The 21,625-nt window shown below is 57.9% G+C and carries 14 protein-coding genes; 6 read left to right on the top strand and 8 right to left on the bottom strand.

What is annotated here, in order from left to right; translation table 11 throughout:
• Positions 1 to 173 precede the first annotated feature (173 nt).
• Together ACR0LL_RS19650 and ACR0LL_RS19645 are read right to left on the bottom strand one after the other, a co-directional pair.
• On the bottom strand, positions 174 to 3,905 hold the full coding sequence (locus ACR0LL_RS19650; protein WP_480588850.1) for an RNA-directed DNA polymerase: 3,732 nt from the start codon (positions 3,903 to 3,905) through the stop codon (positions 174 to 176).
• Between the two features lie 492 nt (positions 3,906 to 4,397).
• Positions 4,398 to 6,680, bottom strand: a complete 2,283-nt coding sequence (locus tag ACR0LL_RS19645) for an adenosylcobalamin-dependent ribonucleoside-diphosphate reductase (RefSeq protein ID WP_480489016.1) — start codon at positions 6,678 to 6,680, stop codon at positions 4,398 to 4,400.
• A 114-nt stretch (positions 6,681 to 6,794) separates the two neighbouring features.
• Between ACR0LL_RS19645 and ACR0LL_RS19640 the strand changes: the two genes are divergently transcribed.
• Complete coding sequence (locus tag ACR0LL_RS19640; RefSeq protein WP_267363648.1) at positions 6,795 to 7,226, top strand: DUF1489 family protein; 432 nt, start codon at positions 6,795 to 6,797, stop codon at positions 7,224 to 7,226.
• Here the strand turns inward: ACR0LL_RS19640 and hisG are convergent, their stop codons facing one another.
• Genes hisG through hisS form a run of 3 tightly spaced genes read right to left on the bottom strand, consistent with a single transcriptional unit; the run spans position 7,227 to position 10,492 of the window.
• Positions 7,227 to 7,916, bottom strand: a complete 690-nt coding sequence (hisG, locus tag ACR0LL_RS19635; protein ID WP_480484818.1) for an ATP phosphoribosyltransferase — start codon at positions 7,914 to 7,916, stop codon at positions 7,227 to 7,229. It lies immediately after the preceding gene.
• Positions 7,913 to 9,001: an ATP phosphoribosyltransferase regulatory subunit gene (locus tag ACR0LL_RS19630; RefSeq protein ID WP_480588848.1), complete on the bottom strand. Its 1,089-nt coding sequence runs from the start codon at positions 8,999 to 9,001 to the stop codon at positions 7,913 to 7,915. The genes hisG and ACR0LL_RS19630 overlap by 4 nt, the downstream gene beginning before the upstream one ends.
• A 3-nt stretch (positions 9,002 to 9,004) precedes the next feature.
• Positions 9,005 to 10,492 carry a histidine--tRNA ligase gene (gene hisS / locus ACR0LL_RS19625; protein ID WP_480588846.1) on the bottom strand — a complete coding sequence of 496 codons (1,488 nt, stop codon included), beginning with the start codon at positions 10,490 to 10,492 and terminating at the stop codon, positions 9,005 to 9,007.
• A gap of 131 nt (positions 10,493 to 10,623) precedes the next feature.
• On the opposite strand from hisS, the gene ACR0LL_RS19620 reads away from it, so the two are divergent.
• Positions 10,624 to 10,818, top strand: coding sequence for a SlyX family protein (locus tag ACR0LL_RS19620; protein ID WP_480588845.1), 195 nt, complete (start codon positions 10,624 to 10,626; stop codon positions 10,816 to 10,818).
• Positions 10,819 to 10,822: 4 nt separating this feature from the next.
• On the opposite strand, the gene ACR0LL_RS19615 is transcribed toward ACR0LL_RS19620, so the two are convergent.
• The 3 genes from ACR0LL_RS19615 to dnaE all read right to left on the bottom strand — a co-directional run bounded on the left by ACR0LL_RS19615 (position 10,823) and on the right by dnaE (position 15,010).
• Positions 10,823 to 11,194: a hypothetical protein gene (locus ACR0LL_RS19615; protein ID WP_480588843.1), complete on the bottom strand. Its 372-nt coding sequence runs from the start codon at positions 11,192 to 11,194 to the stop codon at positions 10,823 to 10,825.
• An 11-nt stretch (positions 11,195 to 11,205) separates the two neighbouring features.
• Positions 11,206 to 11,424, bottom strand: a complete 219-nt coding sequence (locus ACR0LL_RS19610) for a YMGG-like glycine zipper-containing protein (protein WP_480588841.1) — start codon at positions 11,422 to 11,424, stop codon at positions 11,206 to 11,208.
• An 85-nt stretch (positions 11,425 to 11,509) separates the two neighbouring features.
• Entirely contained in the window at positions 11,510 to 15,010 is a 3,501-nt protein-coding gene (gene dnaE / locus ACR0LL_RS19605; RefSeq protein WP_480588840.1) for a DNA polymerase III subunit alpha, read from the bottom strand.
• 345 nt (positions 15,011 to 15,355) lie between these two features.
• Here dnaE and xdhA point away from each other — a divergent pair, with 345 nt between their 5' ends.
• Genes xdhA through ACR0LL_RS19585 form a run of 4 tightly spaced genes read left to right on the top strand, consistent with a single transcriptional unit; the run spans position 15,356 to position 21,565 of the window.
• Entirely contained in the window at positions 15,356 to 16,717 is a 1,362-nt protein-coding gene (gene xdhA, locus ACR0LL_RS19600) for a xanthine dehydrogenase small subunit (RefSeq protein ID WP_480588839.1), read from the top strand.
• Complete coding sequence (gene xdhB, locus ACR0LL_RS19595) at positions 16,714 to 19,116, top strand: xanthine dehydrogenase molybdopterin binding subunit (protein WP_480588837.1); 2,403 nt, start codon at positions 16,714 to 16,716, stop codon at positions 19,114 to 19,116. The genes xdhA and xdhB overlap by 4 nt, the downstream gene beginning before the upstream one ends.
• Positions 19,116 to 20,051 (top strand): xanthine dehydrogenase accessory protein XdhC, encoded by a 936-nt coding sequence (gene xdhC, locus ACR0LL_RS19590; protein WP_480588836.1) that lies wholly within the window; start codon positions 19,116 to 19,118, stop codon positions 20,049 to 20,051. The genes xdhB and xdhC overlap by 1 nt, the downstream gene beginning before the upstream one ends.
• A complete protein-coding gene (locus tag ACR0LL_RS19585) occupies positions 20,048 to 21,565 on the top strand; it encodes an ABC transporter ATP-binding protein (protein WP_480588835.1) in 1,518 nt (505 codons plus the stop codon). The genes xdhC and ACR0LL_RS19585 overlap by 4 nt, the downstream gene beginning before the upstream one ends.
• Positions 21,566 to 21,625 lie beyond the last annotated feature (60 nt).

The following is a 21,625-nucleotide window of genomic DNA, read 5'->3' as shown; positions in this document are numbered from 1 at the left end:
AAACCACCAGCTCCTGAAGCCATCATTCCGATGGATCAGAGGCCGATCATGCACTAACAATCAAAATGGACCAGTCAGATGAGGCTGCTCACGCCTCGAAATCTGCACCGAGGTCTGAGCAACTGCGAACAATCAATAAAACGAAATGAATTGAGCTATGAATCTGATCTTCCTTAGCAGCAGCCTGCAGGAGGGTACTTCCACTCCTTTCGCGCTTCTTTTTCTTCCATTTGCCCGAGCTGACGGCGCGCTTTCATCTCATCAATGTCATCTACTTCAAAAAACGAAATGGTGGCCTGAGGTTGCCCGTGGGTATGAAATACTTGGCGCTTGAATGGCGAACCACCCTTTGGCAAGTAAGCATTACTCCCTCCGAAATTACCATTATTTGCGATGATTACTTTTTGAAACATATGATAATGGAGGGCTTGGGCCATTTGGTCGAAGGTCCCTACATCTTGGTTCAACGCAGGAATTGCAAAAATATCCGACCGATCTCGCAAGTCGCTTGCCAACTTTAGGTCGGTCGCATCGTAGCAAATTGCTGCGGATAGCCACAGAGGATCGCGCTCAACTTCTGGAGACCATTCATAACCGATTAACCATTGGCAAGGTCGAAAGCCGACAACTTTTTGCACAGACTTATTAAAGGGTTTCTCCATCGGAGACAGGTGTTTCTTTCCTTGCCTCCGAATTACCATCTGCAGCCCTCTACCTGGAACCACTTTGGGGATAACCCAAAGAGCAGAGTTTACGAGAGGGAAACCAGGAAGAATTCTTTCGTATCCAATGCCAGCCAAAATAGCTGTTTTGTGGGCCCGCGCAAACGGTACAAGAAGTGTTTCCACATCTTGGGGATGGACAGAAAGCTCTGGAAAAATAACCCAATCCAACCCTTTGTTTTCAGGCTTGTGTGTTCTTCTCAAATCCAGCATTTTTTCTATAGCGGCCAACGCCGTAGCCAAGTGCCTTCGGTGCTTTCTCCGTGTAACTGGGTTTTGAATCTCAAGATCTACAGTCGACAGATCTTTTGGATCCGGCACCAAATCCTTCTCTTCAGGCATTACGGATTGAACGACACAAGCTCTCAGTGGACGGCCAGCCTTACGAGTTCCTGGCATAGGGGCATCCAGCTTTATCATCAGCGCACCAGTAGCTGAACCAATCCCGTTCTGCGCTTCCTCAAGCGCCACTTCAACACGCTCAATCACATCATCAAGTGAAAGTTCTAAGCTTTCTTGTTGCCGGGATTGGCAACCAGGCCAATTCAACAATGAAAATAGGAGCTCTTGAGTGAATTGCGAGATTGGCAGCCAGTCGTCACCGAACGCTTCGTGACCATTATAGAAGCCGTAGTGCCTCTTCATCCAATGCGCACGAGTAGGGCGATAAAGCGGTTCACTCTCCTTGCTGGAAGGAGGGCGTACAGGCAGTGCGAAATCAACTCGGGCTGTCAAAATATAGCGGAGAAGATACCCAAGCTGAAAACGCCACTTTTGGGACTCACCTACCCACGAGGGCACAGAATAAATTGACTTGTAGCCCTTAGCCCTTTGTTCTTTCTTGAAGGAAATCTTCTGCACACTTGAGTATTGGCCAACGGCTTCGACCGTAATCTGAACGGTTGACGGTGGCACGACCGGCGGCACGCCATCCCGCTTTGCCGCATCCAAAAACTTCGAAGCAAAGGAGAGGACACCAATTTCATTTCTCAAGGAATTGAGAGGACCACCTTCTTGGACGAGATGGGTTAGGGTGAAATCCTCAAGAGCACTTGGATCCTCTAACTTACCAATATCTGTTGCTATACTTGGCAAGATGTCAAAGTGACTATTGGCGGCCCGCATTAGGTCGACAGCAAACTCGATATCGCGTGCGGCAATTTCGCTGAATCTGCCAGTCGTCAACGCCGCTCCAACATAGTCAATGGCCTTTTCCTTGGGCAGGAAGGAACGGCGACTAAGTATCGCCAGCGTTGCAAATTCACGATCCGAAATACCTTCAGTGCTGTTCTGAAGAAAAGCAACCATTCTCCAATAATAGCTATTCGACTTCACTACCTTCGGAACCTCAATGCTTCGAGGATCGTGCACGCAAATATATAGCAACGCCTGTTGAATGAGGTACCAGGGAGCTTGGTTGGCTTGCCCTTGTACGATTCTGATAGCCACTCGGAGCAAAAGCTCTCGATAACCTCTTAGATCAACATTTGTAGGCAAGCACTCTTCGTCTCTGACAAAGCCTGTTTCTGTTGCACCTGCTCGAAGTATCTCTGCCAAACAATAATATGCAATCCGCCGGGATGAAAATACACCGATATCACCCGAAATATATGGCTCGAATAGTCTAAGAATGTCCGACAAAATCTGCGTTGACGGCCAAAGGTCTAAGGCGACTCTTAAAAGACGAACGTTGGAGGGATCAGCGATCCAACGCTGAATCAAAGTTAGAGCGAATGCATGTGCTTCGTCATCCAACTCTTCTTGGGTAAGGCCATCCCGCGGAAGAATCTTTTCGCCATCCCCAAGTGCCTCAATGCGACTTTGATTATCAAGCAACGGGCGAAGAGACCTGTATGTCCGCCGGAATCGACCTGCCGCGAAACGCCCAACCGTTTCATCTTTCACGTCCGCAACCGCCTGAAGACTCGCCGGACCATTTGAGCCTGGCGTGACTTCCAAGCGATCTTGTGAGCGAACCAAAGCCTCAATCGCAGAAATAACCTCGGTACCTCCACTCGCGTCGAAACCACCTGAGATAGCATTCTGAATGCGTTCCATTTTCCGCGACTGCCGTACTAATGGCTGCTCATGTCTTCCTATCGAAGCTATATTTGTCTTTTCTGGTGAAACTTGCTGCCCCGAACTGTGTTCATTGAGTAACTGTGTTATCCAATGGATGGTATGCTGTTGTGCTTCCGAAGGTAACAATCCAGGGGCTGCAGTGATAGTCAGGCGTAGGTCATCGACATACCGACAGACATCTTGCAACCAAACTCCAGGTGCAATCTCTTCTCCAATTCTTTCGAGTGCTGCTCGATCAAAGTCCAACATCACCACGTTGGAAAAGAACCCCGCCGCTACCAATCCCTGTGGCAGCGCAACCCGTTCAAAATCAGGTATTTGCAATCGCTCTTTATACAGTTCGAACTGGCGCTGGTCGCGCTTGCTCCAGCCCCAGTTTAGAATGTTAGACGCCAATGAAAAGAATTGCTCGTCATCTCCAGGCTGCCGCAACTGGGCAATCTTCGACTGCAAGAATTCAGGTGTCACACGGTCATAGAACTGCCTAAGATCCGTTTGAACAATGTATACGTCTTGAGGCTTCTTTGCGCAGATCGCAGCAATACTTTCGGGACGATTTAAGAACGTTCGATAGTCATGGAAATACGCGCGATAAAGCTTAGACGACCCCCAACGATGGATGAGGTTGTCACCTGTTTGAGTTCGGTCACAAAACAAGCGATTTCCATAAGAAACAACCTTCTTTCGATCCGCTGTGGTGGCGTACTCGCCTCTTGAATCTCCTTGAGCAGATTCGACACGTTCACTTAGGCATAGAAGGACTGCCGTCGCTGCAACCTGATCGGAAAGACTGACATGGGCGAGAGGGCGAACTTTGTCTTTTTCTGTTGGTAGCGGTCGCCATAGCCCATTGGAGGCGACACTCCATTTTTGGCTCTTGGGAGCAGGAACAAGCTTTAGAGGAGTGGTTTCGTACCTACCACTACTCAGCTTTCTGGACAGATGCGCTATGAACTCTGGAAGATTTGCTGCCGCTCGATCGAGCTCCAATGTATCGGAAAACCAATTGTGATATCGAATCTGGGCTTCTGACTTTTTCCAAGCTTGTACGAGCACATACTCCTCACTCAGCTGTTGTAGCGATGGAAAAAGTCGCTCCATTTCTTATCCCTTCTAAAATACCGATGTCCTAAGTTGAGTAAATCGTGGCGGATAGCTCGCCGAACAATCAGTAGTTGTCCTTCTTGTGTAAAACAATACTGACGCACGGTTTGGACCAAGGCGAAGTTTTGAAACTAACTATGATCGTCGGAGGTCTTCACCACTCACTGATGTGAAGCACTGCCAGTTTCACTGGGGACGCTCTGAAAAATTGGGATGTAGACGGATAGTCCAGGCTGAGCCCTGTAGGCGTCCTGCAAACTCATATGCACAAGTTTTTTGCAACCATGCTGACACAATCTTCTATCAGAAGCGGTCAAACAACTCCCCCCAAAAAGCAAACTCTTACGGCAGAGCGCATCGAGAGGTTCATACGCTGCCACCGCTCCTCAAGAGCGATGGCAAAATTTTAGTGGTCAGAGTTGCAATTTAAGCTGGTTAAATTGCAAACTGTTGTGGGCTTTCACACACATCACGTTCAGCGCTTCATACCTATCCGCATTTGGAATGACCGCAGCTGCGGCAGGTCATGCAGCCTTCGATCATGACCATGTCGTACTGACCGCAGGACGGGCAGGCTTTGCCACGTGGCGCGTCCAGGTTCACCACTTGCGCCTGGGGATCGGATTTCAACCCCATCCCCTCGCCTTCCAGAAAGCCGATGGCGACCATGTGCTGTTCGATCACGCCCCCGATCGCGGCCAGGATCGATGGGATATACTTGCCTTTGACCCACGCCCCGCCGCGCGGGTCGAAAACGGCTTTCAGCTCTTCGACCACAAAGGACACGTCCCCACCCCGGCGGAACACGGCCGAGATCATCCGCGTCAGCGCCAGTGTCCAGGCGTAATGTTCCATGTTCTTGGAGTTGATGAACACTTCGAACGGGCGGCGGCGGCCCGAGATGATGATGTCGTTGATGGTCAGATAAATCGCGTGCTCGCTATCGGGCCATTTCAGCTTGTAGGTCGACCCCTCCAGTGATTGCGGGCGATCCAGCGGTTCGGACATGTAGATGACGTCGCCGCCTTCAATTTCATGAGGCGCATTCGCGCTTTCCCCCGGCACCTTGTCATCGCTTTCAGAAACGGTCAGAACCGAGCCGGTCACATCGTTGGGGCGATAGGTCGTGCACCCTTTGCAGCCCTGATCCCAGGCCTGCATGTAGACATCCTTGAAGGCGTCAAAGCTGATATCTTCCGGGCAGTTGATGGTCTTGGAGATCGAGCTGTCGATCCATTTTTGCGCTGCCGCCTGCATCTTGACGTGATCCGACGGCGTCAGGGTCTGGGCATTGACGAAATAGTCCGGCAGCGCTGCGTCGCCGAACTTGTCGCGCCACATCTGAACGGCGTAATCCACGACCTCTTCTTCGGTGCGCGAGCCGTCTTTTTGCAGAACCTTGCGGGTGTAGGCATAGGCAAAGACCGGTTCAATCCCCGACGACACGTTCCCGGCATAAAGCGAAATCGTGCCCGTGGGCGCAATCGAGGTCAGCAGAGCGTTGCGGATACCATGTTCGCGGATCGCATCGCGGACGTCGTCATCCATTTGCTGCATCGTGCCGCTGGCCAGATATTTCTCGGCGTCGAACAGGGGGAACGCGCCTTTCTCCTTAGCCAGATCGACCGAGGCCAGATATGCGGCGCGGGCGATTGCGTGCAACCAGCGTTCCGTCTGGCGCGCCGCCTCGTCGGACCCATAGCGCAGGCCCAGCATCAGCAGCGCATCCGCAAGACCCGTCACGCCCAGCCCGATGCGGCGCTTGTCCTGCGCTTCCGCCTCTTGCTCGGCCAGCGGGAATTTTGAGGCGTCCACGACGTTATCCATCATGCGCACGGCTGTCGCGACCAGTTCCTGCAACGCCGGTTCATCCAGATGCGCAGCATCCCCAAACGGTTCGGCAACCAGCCGCGCCAGATTGATCGAGCCCAGCAGGCACGCCCCGTACGGCGGCAGAGGCTGTTCGCCACAGGGGTTCGTCGCGGCGATGGTTTCAACATAGCTCAGGTTGTTGGCCTGATTGATGCGGTCGATGAAGATCACGCCCGGTTCGGCATAATCATACGTGGCCTGCATGATCTTGTTCCACAGATCGCGCGCCTGCACGGTATGATAGATCTTGCCGTCAAACTGCAACTCCCATGGGCCGTCGGCCTTGACCGCCTCCATGAAGGGATCGGTCACCAGCACCGACATGTTGAACATGCGCAGGCGGGCCGGGTCGGATTTGGCGGTGATGAACTGTTCGATATCGGGGTGATCGCAGCGCATGGTGGCCATCATCGCCCCCCGGCGCGAACCCGCGGACATGATCGTGCGGCACATTGCGTCCCACACATCCATAAAGCTGAGCGGGCCCGAGGCATCTGCCGCCACACCTTTCACATCCGCGCCACGCGGGCGGATGGTCGAGAAATCATAGCCGATCCCGCCCCCCTGCTGCATGGTCAGCGCGGCCTCTTTCAGCATGTCAAAGATACCACCCATGCTGTCGGGGATGGTGCCCATGACGAAGCAGTTGAACAGTGTCACCTGCCGCGCGGTGCCTGCGCCAGCAGTGATGCGCCCGGCGGGCAGATATTTGAAATCTTCCAGTGCCTCGTAGAACCTGTCTTCCCAATGATCCGGGTCGTCCTCGACCCGCGCGAGGTCACGGGCGATGCGTCGCCAGCTGTCTTCAACCGTCTGATCGATGGGCGTGCCATCCGCCTGTTTGAAGCGGTATTTCATGTCCCAGATCTGCTCGGCGATGGGGGCGGCAAAGCGGCTCATTGGTGATTCCCTGTGCTGAAAGAGGTATCCAGACTAACACCCACTACACCTTGATGAAAGCCAATCCTGAGCTACAATGGATAGATAGCAAAGGGACGACTCTGTGGGAAAGCTGTGGATAAGTACGTGAACCTCATCAAACTTTCGGTTGGTTCGGAAAGCGTGGACTCTCTGATCGCGTGGCAAGACAGCCGCAAACCGCTTTATGAGGACGGATATCCGCGCCACGTAACCCGCATGTGGCCCAAACGTGATGCCGAGATTCTGAATGGCGGATCAATCTATTGGGTCATCAAAGGTGTCGTACAGTGCCGTCAGCGTATTCTGCGCCTGGACGAGGTGATCGGCGAGGACGGTATCCGCCGCTGCGCCATCGTTCTCGACCCTAACGTACATCGGACCCAGAACGCCTTGAAACGCCCGTTTCAGGGGTGGCGATACCTGAAGCCCGAAGATACACCAGCCGACTTGCCGAAAGGGCGCGCGCAGGATGACACCCTGCCCGATGATCTGAACCGCGCCCTTGCGGATATCGGTGTGCTGTAGTTACCGCAGCCGATCCAGCAATTCCGTCAGAACCGCCTTATCCGCCGCGTCGACCTTTGCAACCCGGCTGCGCCACAACGTGGCCTGCGATTGCAGGATCAGACCGTCCGACAGGATCTTGAGGTGGTTTGCCCGCAGGGTTTCACCTGAGGAGGTGATATCAGCAATTGCCTCGGCTGTTTCGTTCATGACCGTACCTTCGGTCGCCCCCTGGCTGTCGACCAGAGTGTAGTCGGCCACGCCCGCGTCGGTCAGGAACTCCCGCACCAGTCGGTGATATTTGGTGGCGATCCGCAGCCGGTGGCCGTGGGTGTTGCGAAATGCTGCTGCCGCCGCATCGAGATCGTCCAGCGTGTCCACATCGACCCAGCAGGCGGGTGTGGCAATGATCAGATCGGCTTTGCCAAAGCCCAGCTGCGCAATCTCTTCGACCTGCTGTTCCCAGCGTGGCAGCTTCTCATGCACCAGATCGATGCCGGTGACGCCCAGATGAATACGGCCCGACGCAAGTTCGCGCGGAATCTCACCCGCCGACAACAGAACCAGCGAGACGCCGTCAATCCCGTCAACCCTACCCGCATATTCCCTGTCCGAGCCGTTGCGGGACAGCATGATGCCATGTTTTTCGAACCATGAGACGGTCTTTTCCATCAACCGGCCCTTCGAGGGCACGCCCAGTTTCACGCTCATTGCGCGGCCTCCTCGATTTCAAGCATCAGGTCCGGGCGGATCACGCCACCGATTGCGGGGATTTCGGCCCCATCCCCCAAGCGGCGCGTCAGCGCATCATAGCGCCCACCGGTGGCGACGGGCGGCAGGTCGGGACGGCCTTCGGCGTAGAACCCAAAGACGAACCCGTCGTAATATTCCATCGATGTCCGGCCATAAGACGCTTCGAAATCCAGCCGTGCGACATCGACACCGCGTGCCTGCAGGGCCGCGATCCGCGCCTCCAATCGGTCCAGCGCCGTGGTGATCTGCGGCAGATCCACTGCCACATCCCTCAGCTGTTCCAACGCGAAGGGCATGGTTTCACGCACATTCAGCAGCGTTTCCAACCCGGCCAGCTCATTGTCAGAGATCGGCGGCGCAGCGCGATCTTCGCGCAGGGCTTTGATCCGGTCGGCAATCTCGGGCGCGCGACGCTTGCCGATCATCGGAACATCAATCGCCATCGGGTCGTCCGCGTCCAAAAGCGCGTCACGGCCTTCGGGCCCCGGTTTACGCCCTGCAAACCGGTCCAGCAGCGCACGAAACCGGCGCGGCCGCCACAGGTGCCGCATCAGCGCGGCCTTGCGGCGGTCTGTGGTCCGAAGCCCTTCGACAGCCGCGGTTAGGATACCGATATCCCCGGTCGCTGCGCGCAGAGGCAGCCCGCGCAGTTGCAGCGCCATCAGCGAAAACACTTCGGCATCGGCACCAGCGGGATCATCGCGGTCAAAAACCTCGTACCCCACCTGAATATATTCGTTCGAACGGTCCGGGTCGTGTTCCTGACGGCGGAACACCTCACCTGAATAGGTATAGCGCGCTGGCTCGGCCCCGTCCCGCATGTGCATCTGAACAACAGGCAGGGTGAAATCCGGGCGCAGCATCTGCTCGCCCCGCAGCGCGTCCGAGGTGACGTAGGCACGGGCGCGGATATCCTCGCCATAGAGGTCCAGCAACATTTCAGCGGGTTGCAACAGCGGGGTATCCACCACCTGCGCGCCCGCAGCCTCGAACCGGACACGCATCATCGCGGCACGGGCCTGTATCTGGGAACGGTTGGGCATGGGTCAGTCCTGACTGTCCAGAATTTCACGCACTTTCGCGACCAGATCAGCGCGCGATACTTCGAACTGGCTGGGGCGTTCTTTCCATTCCTCCAGCGTGGCGCTTTCGGCGATCTTGGCCCCAAGGATCAGGTCCTTGATCTGCACGATGCCTTTTGCCTTTTCGTCCCCGCCTTCGATCACCGCAACCGGAGAGTTGCGCTTGTCCGCGTATTTCAACTGATTGCCAAAGTTCTTGGGATTGCCCAGATACACCTCGGCCCGGATGCCCGCATTGCGCAGCTCGGCCACCATCGCCTGATAATCAGCCATCCGGTCGCGGTCCATCACGGTGACGACAACGGGGCCTTTGGCCTGGGCGCTGATCCGGCCCTTTTCGCGCAGCGCCGCCAGCAGCCGATCGACGCCGATGGACACCCCGGTCGCGGGCACTTCCTGCCCGGTGAACCGCTTGACCAGATCGTCATAGCGCCCGCCACCCGCAACCGAGCCGAATTGCCGCTTGCGGCCTTTCTCGTCGAAGATTTCGAACGTCAGTTCGGCCTCGTAGACCGGACCGGTGTAATAGCCGAGGCCGCGGACGACGGAGGGGTCAATGACAATACGGTCGGGGCCGTAGCCGCCAGCGGAGAGAAGTTCAGCGATCTGTTCCAGTTCAGCAATCCCATCCGCCCCAATCTTGCTGTCACCCACGGCAATGCGGAGGTTGGCCAATGTACCAGCGGTATCGACGGCCTTGGAAGTCAGGAAGGCGATAACCGGGTCTGCCTGATCATCGCTGAGACCAACGCCGTCGATAAACGCGCCCGACGCGTCCAGACGGCCCTTGGTCAGCAACTCGCGCACACCCTGCTCACCCACCTTGTCGAATTTGTCGATGGTGCGAAGAACATTGTCTCGTGCGGCTTGATCATCGCCAAGCCCCATCGCCTCCAGCACACCGTTCAAAACCTTCCGGTTATTCACCCGGATCAGGTAGTCACCGCGCGGGATGCCAACCTCTTCCAGCGTGTCGGCCAGCATTGCACAGATCTCGGCATCAGCGGCCATCGAGGCAGTTCCGACCGTATCCGCATCGCACTGATAGAACTGCCGATACCGCCCCGGCCCCGGCTTTTCGTTGCGCCAGACCGGACCCATCGCATAGCGGCGATAGGGCGTGGGCAGGTCGTTGCGGTGCTGGGCGTAAACCCGGGCCAGAGGCGCGGTCAGGTCATAGCGCAGGGCCATCCAGTCGCCATTTCCGCCCTCGTCAAACTCCTGCCACGCAAAGACGCCCTCGTTCGGGCGGTCCACGTCGGGCAGGAACTTGCCCAGCGCCTCGACGGTTTCGACCGCGCTGCTTTCCAGCGCGTCAAACCCGTACCGATGATAGACGCCCGCAATTGTCCGCAGCATCTCGGTGCGCTGCGTGACTTGCTCGCCGAAATAGTCACGGAACCCTTTCGGCGTTTCGGCCTTGGGGCGGGGCTGTTTCTTGGGCTTGGCCATGTGGGGCGTCCTTGGGAGTGTACCTGTTCCGCGCGCGGTCTATCCCATGGCCCGCATCTGGGCAAGGCGCGCTTTCTCTGGCCAAGGCGTCACAGGGTCGCTATGTGCAGCCTGAAAGACAGGAGCATCCTATGCAGCAACTGGAAGAACAGATTGCCCATCTGACCCGCACGGTTGACGATCTGAACGCGGTTGTCACCAGGCAACAGGCCGAGATTGATCGGCTAACCCGCCGTGTCGAGATGCTGCTGCACCGCGAGGCCGAGCGCGCGCAGGAAGGGTCAGGCGGCGTTGTCCTTGGTAACGAACGCCCGCCACATTACTGACGGCTTACAGCCCCAGCGTTGATTTCACCGCGTTGTCGACAACGCCACCCAGCAGGGCGTTTTCATCCCCGGCGCAGCCGTCTTTCAGAGCCGCCACAAATGTTTCGCGCAGCGCTGCCTTTTCCTCGTCCGAACTGGCATGGGCTTCGAGATCGACCTGGCGGTTATAAAGTGACAACGCCGTCATCTTGCCGACCACGTCCACAATGTATTCTTCATTCCCGTCAGCCTCTTCGATGACCGACGCGCATGTGTGATACATGAGCGGCAGCGCCGCTTGCACCATCTGTTCAGCTTCCTCGTCCGCAATGGCAATGCCAGGCCCTGTAAGCAGCGCGGCGGTCGTGATCACTTTCATCGCGTTCAAACGCATCATCCCGCCCCCGCTTATTTCGAGTTCGCGCCAATCAGCGCACCAGCAATTGCCCCAGCGGCGGCACCCTTGCCGTCGCCGATCAAGGCCCCGACCCCGGCACCGATCACAGCACCTTTGATCGTGTTCTCTTTCTTCTTGTCGTCCGCTAGCGTGGCTGTCGCCGAAACCAAAGCCAGCGATGCCGCCGCCGCCAATACAATCGTTCTGAGATTGAGACCTGCAATCGTCATATCAACGCCCTCCCATGGCATGAGTAGAATACATATTTGCAAGGTCAGCCTAGCGGTGCGCTAACTGTCTGGCAACAAAGCGATGTCAAATCTCTTCGACGGTCATCACACCTTCCAACGATTTGATCGCGCCCTTGATTTGTGGGTTGATCGGGAATACACGCCCAAGGTCGATTTCGACGTCGCCGGGCAGGCCCGGGTCCAGCAACAACAGTTGGATTGGTCCGCGGGCCGCACCCTTGGCGACGGTTGCGGCTTCTTCAAGAACCGTTGCAATAGTTGGCACCGCCCGCGCTTCGTCGACAAAGATGCGCAGTCCTGTCGCCCCGGCTTCGGCAACCACAGAATCCGCTGGTCCAACCGAACGTCCCAATAGCTTGAGCTGATCGGACTCCATCGTCGCCTCGACGGTCAGAACCACCTGAGCGCCGGTTTCCAGAAACTCGCGGCATTTCTCCAGCGTGTCGGAAAACAGCGTGACCTCATAAGCGCCGGTCGGGTCCGAAAGCTGGGCAAAGGCGAACCGGTTACCCTTGGCCGATTTCCGTTCCTGCCGCCCGGCAACCACTCCGGCCATCTTGGCAATCAGCGGGCCAGAACGGGCTTTCTCTGTCACCTCGTCCAGCGTCAGAACCTGTTTACGCTTCAAGGCCGGCATATAGTCATCCAGAGGATGACCAGAGAGGTAGAAGCCGATGGCCTTGAACTCTTCGCTCAGACGTTCAGCCGGCAGCCAGTCGGGGGTCGGCGACAGGCGTGGTTCGGGCAGGTCATCTCCGGCCTCGCCAAACAGCGACACCTGGTTCGAATTCTTCTGTTCATGAATCGCGGCCGAATACTGCACCAGCGCATCTAGGCTTTCAAACACGCGGCGGCGGTTCCGGTCCAGCTCATCAAAAGCCCCGGCGCGGGCCAGCATCTCAAGCGGGCGTTTGCCCACTTTCTTCAAATCCACGCGGCGGGCGAAATCGAACAGGTTGACAAATGGCTTGCACGCGCGACCCGCAACGATCAGGTTCATCGCCTCAACACCCACATTCTTGAGCGCGCCCAGCGCATAGACCAGATGTCCGTTATCAACATCGAACGTGGCCTGAGAGCGGTTCACACAAGGTGGGATATACGGCAGTTCCAGCCCTTTTCGGACCTCTTCGAAATAGATCGCCAGCTTGTCGGTCAGATGAATATCGCAATTCATGACACCCGCCATGAATTCGACCGGATGGTTCGCCTTCAACCAGCCGGTTTGATAGCTGACCACCGCATAGGCGGCGGCGTGGGATTTGTTGAAGCCGTAATTGGCGAATTTTTCCAGCAGGTCGAAGACTTCGCTGGCTTTCTTGGCATCCACCCCGTTTTCTGCCGCGCCTTTTTCGAATTTGGGGCGTTCGGCATCCATCGCCTCTTTGATCTTTTTACCCATCGCGCGGCGCAGCAGGTCCGCGCCGCCCAGGCTGTACCCAGCCATCACCTGTGCGATCTGCATCACCTGTTCCTGATAGACGATGATGCCTTGGGTTTCCTCAAGAATGTGGTCGATCAGCGGATGAACGGATGTGATCTCGCGCAGCCCGTTCTTGACCTCGCAATAGGTCGGGATGTTCTCCATCGGGCCGGGACGATAGAGCGCGACGAGGGCCACGATATCCTCGATACAGGTGGGCTTCATGCGCTTGAGCGCGTCCATCATGCCCGAGGATTCAACCTGGAACACCGCGACCGTCTTGGCCGCTGAATAGAGCTTATACGTCGCTTCGTCATCCAATGGGATGGCGTTGATCTGGTTCTCGGCCCCCTCGGCAGGTTCGTAAAGCTCGGTGCCATCGGCGGCGATATGCAACTTCCGTCCGGACTTGAAGATCAAGTCCATCGCGTTCTGGATCACGGTCAGGGTTTTCAGACCCAGAAAGTCGAACTTTACCAGCCCGGCCTGTTCCACCCATTTCATGTTGAACTGGGTTGCAGGCATGTCGGATCGCGGGTCCTGATAGATCGGCACCAGTGCGTCCAGTGGCCGGTCGCCAATCACAACCCCAGCCGCGTGGGTCGAGGCGTTGCGCAGCAGCCCTTCGACCTGCTGGCCATACGTCAGCAGACGATCCACCACCTCTTCGTTGCGCGCTTCTTCCCGCAGGCGCGGCTCGTCCTTCAGGGCTTTTTCGATGGAAACCGGTTTTACCCCTTCCACAGGGATCATCTTGGACAGACGGTCCACCTGCCCGTAAGGCATTTGCAGCACCCGCCCGATATCGCGTACGGCGGCCTTGGACAGCAAGGCACCAAAAGTGATGATCTGCCCCACCTTGTCGCGCCCGTATTTCTGCTGCACGTAGCGGATCACCTCTTCGCGGCGATCCATGCAGAAGTCGATATCGAAGTCGGGCATCGAAACCCGTTCGGGATTTAGGAACCGTTCAAACAGCAGGCTGTAACGCAGCGGATCGAGGTCGGTAATTGTCAGCGCATAAGCCACCAGCGAGCCCGCACCCGATCCCCGCCCCGGTCCAACTGGAATATCGTGATCCTTGGCCCATTGGATAAAGTCGGCAACGATCAGGAAGTAACCAGGAAAGCCCATGCCTTCGATGATGCCAAGTTCGAAATCCAACCGCTCCTGATACTCCTCGGGCGTCACCGCATGGGGGATTACCGCCAAACGTTTCTGCAAGCCTTCATTGGCGATGCGGCGCAGTTCAGCGACCTCGTCATCGGCGAATTTCGGCAGGATGGGATCGCGGCGATAAGCCATAAAGGCGCAACGGCGCGCGATCTCGACCGTGTTCTCAATGGCCTCGGGCAGATCAGCGAACAGCGTCACCATTTCCTGCTGCGACTTGAAATAATGCTGCGCGGTCAGGCGGCGGCGACCTTCCTGCTGGTCGACATAAGCCCCTTCGGCGATACAGATCAGCGCATCATGGGCCTCGTACATATCCGAGGTCGGGAAATAGACGTCATTGGTGGCAACCAGCGGCAGGTTCTTGGCATAGGCCATCTCGATATGGCCGCGCTCGGTCTGGCGTTCGGCCTCGGGTTGGCCGTCTTCACCTGGGTGACGCTGGAGTTCGATATACAGACGATCCGGGAAAATCGCGGCCAGCCGGTCCACCAGCGCCTCGGCCGCCGGACGTTGCCCCTGTTGCAATAGGCGGCCCACCGGCCCGTCAGGCCCTCCGGACAGGCAGATCAGCCCGTCGGCGCGGTCCGCAAGCTCGTCCAGCGTGACCTGCGGCAACTGCCCGCCCTTGTCCACGTAAAGGCACGTGCTCAGCTTCATCAGGTTCTCGTACCCCGCCTCGGACTGTGCCAGCAGAACAAGTGGCGCGGGCGATTTTTGTTTTTCCCCCGGTTGCGACTGCACATAATTCAGATCAACCTGACATCCCATGATCGGCTGGACACCGGCCTGACTGGCTGTCACCGAAAATTCCAGCGCCGAAAACATGGAATTAGTGTCAGTCACCGCAACGGCAGGCATCCCCATCTTCTCGCACAGGGCAGGCAGTTTTTTCAGCCGCACAGCCCCTTCCAGAAGGGAATATTCGGTGTGAACACGAAGGTGAATGAATCGGGGGGTACTGCTCATGAACGGCAGGCTACCCTAGCCGCGAGGCATGCAAAAGCCGGAACCTGCGCCGTTGTTTGGCAAAATAATCGTTTTCGATTATTCGGATTTTCCAGAAGGTGCTTCGGAAAGCGGTATCTTCACTGACAAAAAAACGCTTTAATTTCAAGCAACTGATATTTACACAGGGTGCACAAATCCACGCCATTTGGCTGTAATGATGCATCATACAGGCAGTTTTTCTTGCCAGATCACGCATGCTGTTTCTAACATCCATTGGCAAGCTATCCGCCCGCCACTCTTTCTACGTCGCATCGAAGGAGGGCACCACCAGGGCGCAACCGGGTAAGGCGACGGGTTTCTCGAATGGACATCACGTTTCTTCTGAACGGAGAGACAGTGGAGCTGACGGATATCAATCCGACGGCCACTCTGCTGGATTGGCTGCGTGAAGATCGTGGCCTGACCGGCACCAAGGAAGGCTGCAACGAAGGCGATTGCGGTGCCTGCACTGTCATGGTGACGGATGCGGGTGGCGCAAAGGCCCTGAACTCGTGCATCCTGTTCCTGCCGCAGTTGCATGGCAAGGCGGTTCGAACCGTCGAAGGCGCCAGCAGCCCCGATGGCGAGGTCCATCCGGTTCAGCAGGCCATGGTTGACCTGCACGGTTCGCAATGCGGCTTTTGCACGCCCGGTTTTGTCATGTCGATGGTGGCCGGCCACACCAATGGCGCGACGGATCACGATACACAGCTTGCCGGTAATCTGTGCCGTTGCACGGGTTACGCTCCCATTATTCGCGCAGCTGAAGCGGCTGAGAAGCAGCCCGTGCCTGTCTGGGTTAAGGACAAGCCTGTCGCAACGCCTGCCGCCTCACCCATGCTGCCGGGCTCGTCCGACGCGCTGGCTGCCGTATATGCCGAGAATCCAAATGCCGCATTGGTCGCGGGCGCAACAGATGTTGGGCTTTGGGTGACCAAGCAACTGCGCGATCTTGATCCGGTGATCTTCCTGAACCGCTGTGACGATCTGAAAGAGATCACGATCGCCGAAGAAGAAATTCGTTTAGGTGCCATGGTCGATATGAACCGTATGGGCGACGCCTTGGCGGACATTCACCCATCTTATGCCGAAATGATCCGGCGCTATGCCAGTGTTCAGGTCCGTCACGCGGCCACTGTGGGCGGCAACATTGCCAATGGCTCACCGATCGGAGACAACCCGCCCGCGCTCATCGCATTGGGTGCGACGCTGCACCTGCGCAAAGGTGATGAACGCCGGTCAGTCCCGCTGGAAGACTTCTTCATCGATTACGGCAAACAGGACCGCGCACCGGGTGAGTTTGTCGAAGCCGTCAGCTTCCCGCGTCAGGCGGACCGACTGAAATGCTACAAGCTGAGCAAACGGTTCGATCAGGATATCTCGGCCGTGTGCGGATGTTTCAACATTACCATTTCGGACGGACGGGTGGCGGATGCACGCATCGCGTTTGGCGGTATGGCTGGCATTCCGAAACGGGCAGCCCATGTCGAGGCCGCGCTGATCGGCAAGCCGTGGGCGCGCGAGGCGATTGACGCCGCTCTGCCCGCTTTTGCCGACGATTATTCACCGCTTACGGATATGCGCGCCTCGGCCACGTACAGGCTTGAGACCGCCAAAGCGATGCTGGAACGGTACTTCCTTGAGGATCAGGGCCAAGTGACCAACGTGCTGGAGGTATCGGCATGAGCGTAACCAAACCCCTTCCCCATGACGCGGCACCGCTGCACGTATCCGGTTCCGCCCGGTATGTGGACGACATCCCGACGCCAAAGGGCACATTGCATCTGGCCTTTGGCCTGAGCCCGATCGCCAAGGGCACGATTACCGCGATGGACCTGTCTGCCGTGAAAGCGGCACCCGGGGTCGTCAGGGTCATGACGGCACAGGACCTGCCCTTTGCCAACGATGTTTCGCCCTCGATCCATGACGAGCCTTTGCTATCCGACGGGACGGTTCACTATGTCGGCCAGCCTGTTTTCCTAGTGGTTGCCACCAGCCATCTGGCCGCCCGCAAGGCGGTTCGGTTGGGCAAGATCGACTATGCCGAGGAAACACCGATCCTGACGGTTGAAGAAGCTCTGGCCGCAGACAGCCGATTTGAAGACGGGCCCCGCATCTATGCCAAGGGCGATGCGGACGCCGCGATTGAAAGCGCCGCCCACGTCATCGACGGAACGTTCGAGATCGGCGGTCAGGAGCATTTCTATCTGGAAGGTCAGGCTGCGCTTGCCGTGCCGAATGAAGGCGGTGACATGCTTGTCCACAGCTCGACCCAGCACCCGACCGAGATACAGCACAAGGTGGCGGACGCTCTGGGCCTGCCCATGCATGCGATCCGCGTCGAAACCCGGCGCATGGGTGGCGGGTTCGGCGGCAAGGAAAGCCAGGGGAATGCGCTGGCCGTTGCCTGCGCAGTGGCGGCGCGGGCGACCGGCAAAGCCTGCAAGATGCGCTATGACCGCGATGATGACATGATCATCACCGGCAAACGCCACGCCTTCCGGATTTCCTATCGCGCGGGATTTGACGAACAGGGTCACATTCAGGGCGTGTCCTTTCTGCAGTACGCAATCTGCGGCTGGGCGCAGGACCTGTCCCTGCCCGTCGCCGACCGTGCGATGCTGCATTCGGACAATGCATACCTGTTGCCCAATGCCCGGATTGAAAGCCATCGGTTGAAGACCAACACGCAGTCAGCCACCGCCTATCGCGGGTTTGGTGGCCCGCAGGGGATGGTTGCCATCGAACGTGTGATGGACCACGCCGCGCATGAACTTGGGCTGGACCCGGTGGAATTGCGCCGTCGCAACTATTACGAGCCCGCGCATAAGGTTGCCGAAGTCCAACCCCACGAGAAACCGCTGGGTCATCCCGACCCGCACGAAGACCTGACCAGCCGTGGCGCAGTGGAAACAGGGACCGCCCCGGTCCGCCCCCTGCCCGCTGGTGGCAACACGACGCCCTACGGCATGGAGGTCAGCGATTTCGAACTGCATGGCATAACCGAAGCGCTGATGAAGTCCAGCGACTATGCCGCGCGCAAAGCGGCCATCGAGAAATGGAATGCCGAAAACAGCGTGATCAAGAAGGGCATCGCCTTTTCTCCGGTCAAGTTCGGAATTTCCTTCACACTGACCCATCTGAACCAAGCCGGTGCGCTGGTGCATGTGTATCAGGATGGTTCGGTCCACCTAAATCATGGTGGCACCGAGATGGGTCAGGGTCTGTTCCAGAAGGTCGCGCAAGTGGCCGCGTCGCGTTTCGGCATCCCGCTTGAGATGGTCAAGATCACAGCCACCGATACAGCCAAAGTGCCCAATACCTCGGCCACGGCAGCGTCTTCAGGCAGCGATCTGAACGGTATGGCGGTTAAAGCGGCCTGCGACACGATCCGCGACCGGATGACCGATTATCTGGCTGAACGGCATCAGGCCGACCCCTCTGCCGTCACGTTCACGGATGGCCAGGTTTTGGTTGGTGAAGAAAAGTACACGTTCGCCGAAGCTGCCGCACTGGCCTATCAGGGTCGCATAAGCCTGTCGGCCACCGGCTTTTATAAAACGCCCAAGATCGAATGGGACCGGATCGCGGGGCGCGGTCGCCCGTTTTACTACTTCGCCTATGGCGCTTCGGTCACCGAGGTCGCTGTGGACACGTTGACGGGCGAGAACCGCATTCTGCGTACAGATATCCTGCATGACGCGGGTGCTTCGCTGAACCCGGCGTTGGATGTCGGACAGGTCGAAGGCGGTTACGTGCAGGGCGCGGGCTGGCTGACGACCGAGGAACTGGTCTGGGACGGCAAGGGCAACCTGCGCACACATGCACCCTCGACCTACAAGATCCCGGCCTGCTCCGACCGGCCCGACATTTTCAACGTCGCACTTTGGGATGGCGAGAACCGAGAGGACACCATCTATCGCTCGAAAGCCGTGGGGGAACCCCCATTCATGCTGGGAATATCGGCCTGGCTGGCGCTTTCGAATGCGGTGGCGGCCTGCGGGGACACTTATCCGGCGCTCAACGCGCCCGCCACCGCCGAAGAGGTCTGGCGCGGCGTCCAGAGGATGAAGGGAGGCATCTGATGGGATTTGACCTTGAGGCTTTGAGGGAGGCGGTCAAAACCCACGGCAAAGTGGTCCGGGTGGTCATCGCCGGGATCAAAGGGTCGTCTCCACGTGAAGTTGGTGCCGCCATGCTGGTCTGGGACGGCGGGCAAAGCGGCACAATCGGCGGCGGAACACTGGAATACCAGGCGGCACATGCCGCACGGTTGCAAACCACGCCAGCCCGCCTGACGCATCATGCGCTTGGACCCGAGTTGGGGCAATGCTGCGGCGGTGCCGTGTCGTTGCTGAGCGAGGTCTACGACGCAAAGACCGTCTATGATCTGGACGATGCCGTCATCGCGCGCCCGACCAAGGATGGCGCGATGCCCCTGTCGGTCAAGCGAATGCTGGCGACGGCGCGCGGACAGGGGATTGCGCCCGAACCGCAGCTGATTGACGGCTGGATGGTTGAACCCGTTCACAAGCCGACACGCAATCTGTGGATCTGGGGCGCGGGCCATGTCGGCCGGGCGCTGGTGGATGTGCTGTCCCCGCTTCCAGATCTTGCGATCACCTGGGTGGATACCAGCCGTCAGCGCTTTCCGGCCGCTGTGCCAGCGGGCGTGACAATTGTTCCGACGGCAAAACCGGCGGAGCTGGTCCGCCATGCCCCATGTGACGCTGAACATCTTGTGCTTACATACTCGCATAGTCTTGACTTTGAACTGTGCAACAGACTGCTTTTGCACGATTTTGGCTTTGCGGGGCTGATCGGCTCGGCTACGAAATGGGCGCGATTCCGGTCACGGCTGGCCGCCCTTGGATATCCGCCTGAACGGATAAGCCGGATCACCTGCCCGATCGGTGACCCGTCGATCGGGAAGCATCCGCATATGATCGCCGTGGGCGTCGCTGCACAATTGCTGCGCCCGGCCCTGCAAAACAAGTTGAAGAAGGACCTGAGCGCGTGACCATTCCACTTTTGAGCTTGCAAGGGCTGACCAAAGCCTACCCCGGTGTTGTGGCCAATGATCAGGTGTCCTTTGACATCGGTGAAGGCGAAGTGCACGCGCTGCTGGGGGAAAACGGCGCGGGGAAATCCACGCTGGTGAAAATGATCTATGGGCTTGTGAAGCCGGACAGCGGCACCATGAAACTGCGCGGCAATCCGTTTGCGCCGCCCGAACCCCGCGCGGCCCGTGCGGATGGGATCGCGATGGTGTTCCAGCATTTTTCGCTGTTTGACGCGCTGAACGTGGCCGAGAATATCGCGCTGGGGATGGAGAACCCGCCCCCGATGGGGGATCTGGCATCGCGCATTCGCGAAGTTTCGGAAACTTATGGCCTTCCGCTGGACCCGTTTCGCACGGTTGGCGACCTGTCCGCAGGCGAACGCCAGCGGGTCGAGATCATCCGCTGCCTTTTGCAGGACCCCAAACTGCTGATCATGGACGAACCGACCTCGGTTCTGACCCCGCAGGAGGTCGATATCCTGTTTGAGACGCTGAACAAGCTACGCTCCGAGGGAACCTCGATCCTGTATATCTCGCATAAACTGGAGGAAATCCGAACGCTATGCGACCATGCCACGATCCTGCGTCTGGGCAAGAACGTGGGCGAATGCGTACCCGCTGAAACCTCGGCGCGTGACATGGCCGAGATGATGGTCGGGTCAACCTTGCAGACGCCCGAACGCTCGGGCCGGGAACTGGGCGAGGTCGCGCTGGATGTCAGCGGGCTGTCAGTCCCCTCGCCTTCGGAATTCGGCACCGCATTGCGCAATGTGCACATGACGGTGCGCAAGGGCGAGGTTCTGGGCATCGGCGGCGTTGCCGGAAACGGGCAGGATGAATTGCTGGGCGTGCTGTCCGGGGAAATCCTGACATCGGCGGATGCAATCAAGTTCAACGGTCAGGCGATCGGCAAGCTCGGCCCGACAGCGCGACGTAAGCTGGGCGTTCTGACCGCGCCCGAGGAACGGTTAGGCCACGCAGCGGCACCCGACATGAGCCTGACCGAAAACGCTTTGCTGACCGGATCTGTGCGGGAAGGGCTTGAGAAAAATGGCTTCTTGAAATGGACCGAAACCCGGAGTTTTGCCGAAAAGATCATCGAAGCCTTCGACGTTCGCACGCCCGGGCCCGAAAACGCAGCGCGGTCCTTGTCCGGCGGCAATCTGCAGAAATTCGTGATTGGACGCGAAGTGCTGCAAAACCCTGATGTGTTGGTGGTAAACCAGCCGACCTGGGGGGTGGATGCCGCGGCGGCCGCGTCGATCCGGCAAGCCATACTCGATCTTGCGGCGAAAGGCACAGCGGTGATCTGCATCTCGCAGGATCTGGATGAGCTGATGGAAATCTCGGACAGTTTTGCGGCCTTGAACGAAGGCAGACTGAGCGCACCGCGCCCGACCACCGGCCTGACCGTGGATGAGATTGGCCTGATGATGGGCGGCGCCCATGGCATGGAGGTGGCACATGTGTGATCTGCTAGGCCGCCTTCGGCGAGAGTATTTGCGAAAAGATGAAACATCTGGGGGGATGAG

The sequence above is a fragment of the Ruegeria sp. AI2 genome (assembly GCF_056541275.1).
Note: the sequence above shows the minus strand (reverse complement) of the source record. Positions and strands in the feature narration are given on the sequence as shown.

What these genes read in the sequence shown, in the direction of transcription:
- ACR0LL_RS19650 (WP_480588850.1), bottom strand. Translation starts at nt 3,905, where the DNA reads ATGGAGCGACTTTTTCCATCGCTACAACAGCTGAGTGAGGAGTATGTG.
- ACR0LL_RS19645 (WP_480489016.1), bottom strand. Translation starts at nt 6,680, where the DNA reads ATGAGCCGCTTTGCCGCCCCCATCGCCGAGCAGATCTGGGACATGAAA.
- hisG (WP_480484818.1), bottom strand. Translation starts at nt 7,916, where the DNA reads ATGAGCGTGAAACTGGGCGTGCCCTCGAAGGGCCGGTTGATGGAAAAG.
- ACR0LL_RS19630 (WP_480588848.1), bottom strand. Translation starts at nt 9,001, where the DNA reads ATGCCCAACCGTTCCCAGATACAGGCCCGTGCCGCGATGATGCGTGTC.
- hisS (WP_480588846.1), bottom strand. Translation starts at nt 10,492, where the DNA reads ATGGCCAAGCCCAAGAAACAGCCCCGCCCCAAGGCCGAAACGCCGAAA.
- ACR0LL_RS19620 (WP_480588845.1), top strand. Translation starts at nt 10,624, where the DNA reads ATGCAGCAACTGGAAGAACAGATTGCCCATCTGACCCGCACGGTTGAC.
- ACR0LL_RS19615 (WP_480588843.1), bottom strand. Translation starts at nt 11,194, where the DNA reads ATGATGCGTTTGAACGCGATGAAAGTGATCACGACCGCCGCGCTGCTT.
- ACR0LL_RS19610 (WP_480588841.1), bottom strand. Translation starts at nt 11,424, where the DNA reads ATGACGATTGCAGGTCTCAATCTCAGAACGATTGTATTGGCGGCGGCG.
- dnaE (WP_480588840.1), bottom strand. Translation starts at nt 15,010, where the DNA reads ATGAGCAGTACCCCCCGATTCATTCACCTTCGTGTTCACACCGAATAT.
- xdhA (WP_480588839.1), top strand. Translation starts at nt 15,356, where the DNA reads ATGGACATCACGTTTCTTCTGAACGGAGAGACAGTGGAGCTGACGGAT.
- xdhB (WP_480588837.1), top strand. Translation starts at nt 16,714, where the DNA reads ATGAGCGTAACCAAACCCCTTCCCCATGACGCGGCACCGCTGCACGTA.
- xdhC (WP_480588836.1), top strand. Translation starts at nt 19,116, where the DNA reads ATGGGATTTGACCTTGAGGCTTTGAGGGAGGCGGTCAAAACCCACGGC.